This is a genomic window from Streptomyces sp. NPDC044984, from assembly GCF_040646935.1.
Classification (GTDB): Bacteria; Actinomycetota; Actinomycetes; order Streptomycetales; family Streptomycetaceae; genus Streptomyces.
Genome location: NZ_JBEZBE010000061.1, coordinates 22121 through 29060, shown reverse-complemented (window position 1 = coordinate 29060; position 6940 = coordinate 22121). Strand labels below are relative to the sequence as shown.

The window sequence follows — 6940 nt, the reverse complement described above, 5'->3', positions numbered from 1 at the left end:
TCACCAGGGCCATGACGCCACCGATGATGAAGAACACGAACGACGTCACCAGATACAGCGTGCCGATCGTCTTGTGGTCCGTGGTCGTCAGCCACGTGAGGCCCTTGCGGCCCCTGAGTCCGTCGATGCTTTTCACGACCCGCCTGTGTCCGCGCCCCGCGCGCCGGTCACACTCAAAGGATGCGACATGGATCACGGCACACGGCTGTGACGATCACGGGGGAGCCGGACACGAACGGGACATGAGCGACGACGAGATCTTCGCCGCTGCCTATCGCGAGCACTACTGGGCGGTCAGCCGCTATGTCGCGCGGCGACTGGACGGGCGTACGAGCGAGGTGGAGGAAGTGGTGGCGGAGGTGTTCACGGTCGCCTGGCGGCGCCGGGCGGACCTGCCGGCCTCCCCGCTGCCGTGGCTGTACGGGGTGGCACGCAACTGCCTGGCCAACGCGGTACGCGGCCAGGGGCGCCGGCGGCGGCTCGTCGACCGGCTCGGCAACGACCACACCGCCCACCGTCGGCACGTCGTGTCCGGCCCCGGCACCGAGACGCCGGGCGACTGGGTGCACGAGGCGCTGGCCCGGCTCACCCCCGGCGACCAGGAGGTGCTGCGCCTGACCGCCTGGGAGCAACTCGGCATCGACGAGGTCGCCGTCGCCCTCGGCTGCGGCCGGCGGGCCGCCACCATGCGGCTGCACCGCGCCCGCCGGCGGCTGAGAGCCGAGATCGACCGACTGTGCCCCGCACTCGCCGACGCGAACGCCTCCAAGGACCACGGCCATGACTGACGAACTCGACCTGCTGCGCCGCGCCGACCCGGTGCCGGACGACGGCCCCCACTTCGGCGACGGCCCCCTCGACCACCGCGCGGAACGCCTGCTCGGCCGGCTGCTGGACGACCGGAGCACCGGACGGCGCATCCCGCTGCCGCCCGGAGGCCGCTTCCGGCGGGTCTGGGCCCTCGCCGCCGTCGCGGCCGTCGCCGCGCTCACCTCCGTCCTGCTGCTCGGCGGACCCGCCGCCACCCCCGCGATCGCCGCGCCCCGCCCGCTGGCCGTCCTGGCCGACTCCACGCCCGTCCCCCTGGACCGGCTCGCCGAGCGGGCCGCGACCGCCGCGGCCGACGGCACCCCGGCACTGCGCAAGGGCACGCACGTGCGGTCGTGGAGCCTGGGCATGAACGACACCGAGCCGCCGGTCACCCTGCCCGAGGAGCGCATCGTGCGCTGGACGGCGGACAGCCGGCACACCGAACTCGTCGTGGCCACCGACCCCCGGTACCCGGGCCGGCCCGTCCTCACCGACGAGGACGGCGAGCCGCGCCTCGTCGGCGACGGACAGGTGATCAGCCGACAGACCTTCCCGCCGAGCTGGAGCGACGCCCCGCCCGCCGCGCGCCCGCCGCACCACACCGGCCGGCTGCGCGCCTACCTCACCGAGGCGGTGCACGGCGAGATCCGGACGACGCCCGAACTCCTCGACGCCACCGTTCAGTTGCTGGACCACTGGACGCTCGGCGCCCGCGAGTCCGCCGCGCTCGCCCGGCTGCTGGCGGACGCCGAAGGACTGCGGCCGGTGGGTGGGGTGACGGACCGGCTGGGCCGGCCCGGCCAGGCCTACGTGTACGACGACGGCTCCGGCATCCGCCACATGCTGATCCTGGACCCGTCCACGGGTGCCGTCCTCGGCCTGGAGCAGACGTTCACCACCGACCAGCCCGAGTACGGTGTGCGGGCGGGCGACGTCATGCAGTACAGCGCCTGGCTGAGCTGATCACCTCCGTACCGGCGTTCCTACTCGTCCCAGGCCTGGATCATCACCTGCCCGGTGATCTTCCCGTCCCGCAGCGTGAGCATCGACTCCGACAGCACCCGCACCCCGTCCGGGTACCGGCAGCTCTCGCAGTAGGCGGCGTGATCGCCCTGGACGACGCACGCCTCGAGGGAGTGCGTCATGTCGCGGCTGTAGACGTCGTCGAGCATGGCGGCGATTTCGTCCCGGCCGTGCAGGACCTTGGGGTGGCTGGGCTGGGTGTTGCGGTCCACGATGCGCAGTTCCGCGTCGTCCGCGTAGAGCGACACCAGCGTCGCCGACGTGTCCGCCTTGATGCCCCGGCGCAGGGTGTCGGCGCCGAAGACGGGGTGTGCCGCGGTCGTCATGGTGACCCACCTCCTCCGAGGGGCCGCGGCCCGGGCCTCCGGCGGGCCGGGACGGCCCCTCCTACGAGCGTCCTCCGGCCCGCCGGGCACGGCAAGCCAGACCCCCGCGCCGCCCGGCGCCGCTCACTCGGCCGTCGCCAGGAACTGCGTGGCCGCCAGCTCCGCGTACAGCGGATCGGCGGTCACCAGCTCGCGGTGCGTGCCGACGGCCCGCACCCGGCCCGCGTCCATCACCACGATCCGGTCGGCCGCCGTCACCGTGGACAGCCGGTGCGCGACGACCAGGACCGTCGTCGTGCGCGCCACGTCGGCGACGGTGTCGCGCAGCGCCGCCTCGTTCACCGCGTCGAGCTGCGAGGTGGCCTCGTCGAGCAGCAGCAGCCGGGGGCGGCGCAGCAGGGCGCGGGCGATGGCGACCCGCTGGCGCTCACCGCCGGACAGCTTGGTGCCGCGGTGCCCGACGAGGGTGTCGAGGCCGTCCGGCAGCCGGGACACCAGACCGTCGAGCCGGGTCGTCTTCAGCACCCGCGTCAGGGTGCCGTCGTCCGCCTCGGGGTTGCCCAGCAGCAGGTTGTCCCGCAGGGAGCCCGACAGCACCGGCGCGTCCTGCTCGACGTACCCGATCGCGGCCCGCAGCCGCGGCAGCTCCCAGTCGGCCAGATCACGTCCGTCGAGCGTGATCACGCCGGAGTCGGGGTCGTAGAACCGCTCGATGAGGGAGAAGACGGTGGTCTTGCCCGCGCCGGACGGACCGACGAACGCCGTCATGCCCCGCGCGGGCACGGTGAACGTCACCCCGTGGTGGACGTACGGCAGGTCGTCGGCGTACCGGAAGCGGACGTCCTCGAAGGCGAGCGCGGCGGGCGCCGTGCCGCTGTCGGGCAGCCGCGCGGGCCCGGCGGCCGGTTCCGCGGGCAGCCGCAGCGCCTCCTGGATCCGGGCGAGGGCGGCGCTGCCCGTCTGGTACTGCGTGAGCGCGCCGACGACCTGCTGGATCGGCGCCATCAGATAGAACACGAACAGCAGGAACGCCACCAGCGTCCCGATGTCGATGGCGTCCGTCGCCACCCGCGCGCCGCCCACCGCGAGCACCGTGATGAACGCGATCTGCATCGCCAGCCCGGCCGTGTTGCCGGCCGCGGCCGACCACTTGGCGGCGCGCACGCTCTGCCGCCACGACTCCTGCGCGGCCTCGTGCAGCGCGCGCTCCTCGCGCGGCTCGGCACCGGACGCCTTGACCGTGCGCAGCGCGCCGAGCACCCGCTCCAGCGAGGCCCCCATGGCACCGACCGCGTCCTGCGCCTGCCGGGAGGCCCGGTTGATGTGCGGCACGATCACCCCCAGCACCGTGCCCGCGAGCGCGATCACACCCAGGGTGACGCCCAGCAGCACCGGGTCCACGAAACCCATCAGCACCACGGTCGCGATCAGGGTCAGCCCGCCCGTGCCGAGACCGACCAGCGAGTCCGTGGTCACCTCGCGCAGCAGGGTGGTGTCGGAGGTGATGCGGGCCATCAGATCACCCGGCTCACTGCGGTCCACGGCGGTGATCCGTAGCCGCAGCAGATACGACGAGAGCGAGCGCCGCGCCCCGAGCACCACCGACTCGGCGGTGCGCCGCAGCACGTACGAACCCAGCGCCCCCAGCACGGCGTTGGCGACCACGAGCGCCGACATCAGCAGCAGCGCGCCGGTGATCGCCCGGTCGTCCGAGAGGTCGTCGATCAGGTCCCGCGCCACCAGCGGCAGCATCAGCCCCGTCGCCCCGGTCATCAGGGACAGCACGGCACCGCCCAGCAGGGCCCACCGGTGCGGTCGTACATATCCGAGGAGCAGCCGCCAGGCGGGCGGACCGGATTCCTCTGCCGCGATGCTCACGTCGCCCCCCTCGGCGTCGGTCGGAGGTCCAGGCTACGTCGCGGGGGCGCCCCCGCCGCACGGCGGGCGGCGGAAGCGATCATTCCCGCGTAGGGTCGGAGGGACGGAAACGCGCAGATGAAGGAGTCAGCAGCATGGCGCAGGAAGTACGCGGCGTGATCGCACCCGGCAAGGACGAGCCGGTGCGGATCGAGACGATCGTCGTGCCCGACCCCGGCCCCGGTGAGGCGGTCGTCCGGGTCCAGGCCTGCGGGGTGTGCCACACCGACCTGCACTACAAGCAGGGCGGGATCAGCGACGACTTCCCCTTCCTGCTCGGCCACGAGGCCGCGGGCGTGGTCGAGTCGGTCGGCGACGGCGTCACCGACGTCGCGCCCGGTGACTTCGTGATCCTCAACTGGCGTGCAGTGTGCGGGAAGTGCCGCGCCTGTCTGCGCGGACGCCCCTGGTACTGCTTCGACACCCACAACGCGAAGCAGAAGATGACCCTGACCGACGGCACGGAGCTCTCCCCGGCCCTGGGCATCGGCGCCTTCGCCGAGAAGACCCTGGTCGCCGCCGGACAGTGCACCAAGGTCGACCCCGCCGTCTCCGCGCAGGTCGCCGGACTGCTCGGCTGCGGGGTGATGGCCGGCATCGGCGCCGCGATCAACACCGGGAACGTCGGCCGGGGCGACTCCGTCGCCGTCATCGGCTGCGGCGGCGTCGGGGACGCGGCGATCGCCGGGTCCCGGCTCGCCGGAGCGGCGAAGATCATCGCCGTCGACATCGACGACCGCAAGCTCGAGACCGCGCGCTCCATGGGCGCCACCCACACCGTCAACTCCCGCGGGACCGACCCCGTCGAGGCGATCCGCGAACTCACCGGCGGCTTCGGCGCCGACGTCGTCATCGAGGCCGTCGGCCGCCCCGAGACCTACCGGCAGGCCTTCTACGCCCGTGACCTGGCCGGCACGGTCGTCCTGGTCGGCGTGCCCACCCCGGAGATGAAGCTCGAACTGCCGCTGCTCGACGTCTTCGGCCGCGGCGGCTCCCTGAAGTCCTCCTGGTACGGCGACTGCCTGCCCTCCCGCGACTTCCCGATGCTGATCGACCTCCACCTCCAGGGCCGCCTGGACCTGGGCGCGTTCGTCACCGAGACCATCCGACTCGACGAGGTGGAGCAGGCGTTCGAGCGGATGCACCGCGGCGACGTGCTGCGTTCGGTGGTGGTGCTGTGATGACCGCCCGCATCGAACGACTCGTCACCTCCGGGCAGTTCAGCCTCGACGGCGGCACCTGGGACGTCGACAACAACGTGTGGATCGTCGGCGACGACCACGAGGCGATCGTCATCGACGCCGCCCACGACGCCGACGCCATCGCCGAGGCGGTGGGGGACCGGCGCCTCACCGCCATCGTGTGCACCCACGCCCACAACGACCACATCGACGCCGCGCCCGCCCTCGCCGAGCGCACCGGCGCCACCATCTGGCTGCACCCCGACGACCTGCACCTGTGGCAGCAGACCCACCCCGACCGCGACCCCGACTCCTGGCTGGTCGACGGCCAGGTGATCGAGGCCGCCGGCGCCGACCTCACCGTGCTGCACACCCCTGGGCATGCGCCCGGCGCGGTCTGCCTGTACGACCCGGGGCTGGGGACCGTGTTCACCGGCGACACCCTCTTCCAGGGCGGTCCGGGCGCCACCGGCCGCTCCTTCTCCCACTTCCCGACGATCATCGACTCGATCCGGGACCGGCTGCTGACCCTCCCGCCCGAGACGAAGGTCCTCACCGGCCACGGCGAGGCGACCACCATCGGCGCGGAGGCCCCGCACCTGGAGGAATGGATCGCCCGGGGCCACTGAGCGGCCCGCCCGGGTGACCGGCGCGAAAAGGTGACAGAAGATGTCCGGCTTACCCGTCACGCTCGGAGCGACAGCAGAGAGCCGTTGACGGGAGGCCGTACATGTCGGAGCAGTTGAAGGGCAGGGTCGCGCTGGTGGCCGGGGCGACCCGGGGCGCCGGACGGGGCATCGCCGTGGAACTCGGGGCGGCGGGCGCGACCGTGTACGTCACGGGCCGCACCACCCGCGAACGCCGCTCCGAGTACGACCGCCCCGAGACCATCGAGGACACCGCCGACCTGGTCACCGAGGCGGGCGGCCGGGGCATCGCGGTGCCGACCGACCACCTGGAACCGGGGCAGGTGAAGGCACTCGTCGACCGGATCGACGGTGAACAGGGCCGCCTGGACGTCCTCGTCAACGACATCTGGGGCGGCGAGACGCTCTTCGACTGGGACGCACCCGTCTGGGAGCACGACCTGGACAAGGGCCTGCGCCTGCTCCGCCTCGCCGTCGAGACCCACGCGATCACCAGCCACCACGCGCTGCCGCTGCTGCTGCGCCACCCCGGCGGACTGGTCGTCGAGGTCACCGACGGCACCGCCGACTACAACCGCGACCACTACCGCGTCTCCTTCTTCTACGACCTCGCCAAGTCCGCCGTCCTGCGCATGGCGTTCGCCCTCGGCCACGAACTCGGCCCGCGCGGCGCCACGGCCGTCGCCCTCACCCCGGGCTGGCTGCGCTCGGAGATCATGCTCGACCACTTCGGGGTACGCGAGGACAACTGGCGCGACGCCCTCGACAACGTCCCCCACTTCGCCATCTCCGAGACCCCGCGCTACGTCGGACGGGCCGTCACCGCCCTCGCCGCCGACCCGGACGTGGCCCGCTTCAACGGCAGTTCCCTCTCCAGCGGCGGCCTCGCCCGGGAGTACGGCTTCACCGACCTCGACGGCAGCCGCCCGGACGCCTGGCGCTATCTCGTCGAAGTGCAGGACGCGGGCAAGCCGGCGGACGTGACCGGCTACCGCTGATCCCGTCCGGCCCCTGCCGCGGTGATCGCCCCGGCCGC

7 protein-coding genes are annotated in these 6940 nt (G+C 73.1%); 5 read left to right on the top strand and 2 right to left on the bottom strand.

What is annotated here, in order from left to right:
* Positions 1–242 precede the first annotated feature (242 nt).
* Positions 243–788 carry a sigma-70 family RNA polymerase sigma factor gene (locus tag AB0A94_RS36805; RefSeq protein ID WP_361751146.1) on the top strand — a complete coding sequence of 182 codons (546 nt, stop codon included), beginning with the start codon at positions 243–245 and terminating at the stop codon, positions 786–788.
* Positions 781–1773, top strand: coding sequence for a CU044_5270 family protein (locus tag AB0A94_RS36800; protein ID WP_361751144.1), 993 nt, complete (start codon positions 781–783; stop codon positions 1771–1773). The genes AB0A94_RS36805 and AB0A94_RS36800 overlap by 8 nt, the downstream gene beginning before the upstream one ends.
* 20 nt (positions 1774–1793) lie before the next feature.
* On the opposite strand, the gene AB0A94_RS36795 is transcribed toward AB0A94_RS36800, so the two are convergent.
* A complete protein-coding gene (locus tag AB0A94_RS36795; protein WP_361751142.1) occupies positions 1794–2159 on the bottom strand; it encodes a nuclear transport factor 2 family protein in 366 nt (121 codons plus the stop codon).
* A gap of 123 nt (positions 2160–2282) precedes the next feature.
* Positions 2283–4037 carry an ABC transporter ATP-binding protein gene (locus AB0A94_RS36790; protein ID WP_361751140.1) on the bottom strand — a complete coding sequence of 585 codons (1755 nt, stop codon included), beginning with the start codon at positions 4035–4037 and terminating at the stop codon, positions 2283–2285.
* A 134-nt stretch (positions 4038–4171) separates the two neighbouring features.
* Between AB0A94_RS36790 and AB0A94_RS36785 the strand changes: the two genes are divergently transcribed.
* From AB0A94_RS36785 to AB0A94_RS36775, 3 genes are all read left to right on the top strand, one after another.
* The gene (locus AB0A94_RS36785; protein WP_361751138.1) at positions 4172–5257 is read left to right on the top strand and encodes an S-(hydroxymethyl)mycothiol dehydrogenase; all 1086 of its coding nucleotides are present in this window, start codon (positions 4172–4174) and stop codon (positions 5255–5257) included.
* The gene (locus tag AB0A94_RS36780) at positions 5257–5886 is read left to right on the top strand and encodes an MBL fold metallo-hydrolase (RefSeq protein WP_361751136.1); all 630 of its coding nucleotides are present in this window, start codon (positions 5257–5259) and stop codon (positions 5884–5886) included. Before AB0A94_RS36785 ends, AB0A94_RS36780 begins: the two co-directional genes overlap by 1 nt.
* Before the next feature lie 101 nt (positions 5887–5987).
* Positions 5988–6902 carry an SDR family oxidoreductase gene (locus tag AB0A94_RS36775; RefSeq protein ID WP_361751134.1) on the top strand — a complete coding sequence of 305 codons (915 nt, stop codon included), beginning with the start codon at positions 5988–5990 and terminating at the stop codon, positions 6900–6902.
* Positions 6903–6940 lie beyond the last annotated feature (38 nt).

What these genes read in the sequence shown, in the direction of transcription:
- AB0A94_RS36805 (WP_361751146.1), top strand. Translation starts at nt 243, where the DNA reads ATGAGCGACGACGAGATCTTCGCCGCTGCCTATCGCGAGCACTACTGG.
- AB0A94_RS36800 (WP_361751144.1), top strand. Translation starts at nt 781, where the DNA reads ATGACTGACGAACTCGACCTGCTGCGCCGCGCCGACCCGGTGCCGGAC.
- AB0A94_RS36795 (WP_361751142.1), bottom strand. Translation starts at nt 2,159, where the DNA reads ATGACGACCGCGGCACACCCCGTCTTCGGCGCCGACACCCTGCGCCGG.
- AB0A94_RS36785 (WP_361751138.1), top strand. Translation starts at nt 4,172, where the DNA reads ATGGCGCAGGAAGTACGCGGCGTGATCGCACCCGGCAAGGACGAGCCG.
- AB0A94_RS36780 (WP_361751136.1), top strand. Translation starts at nt 5,257, where the DNA reads ATGACCGCCCGCATCGAACGACTCGTCACCTCCGGGCAGTTCAGCCTC.
- AB0A94_RS36775 (WP_361751134.1), top strand. Translation starts at nt 5,988, where the DNA reads ATGTCGGAGCAGTTGAAGGGCAGGGTCGCGCTGGTGGCCGGGGCGACC.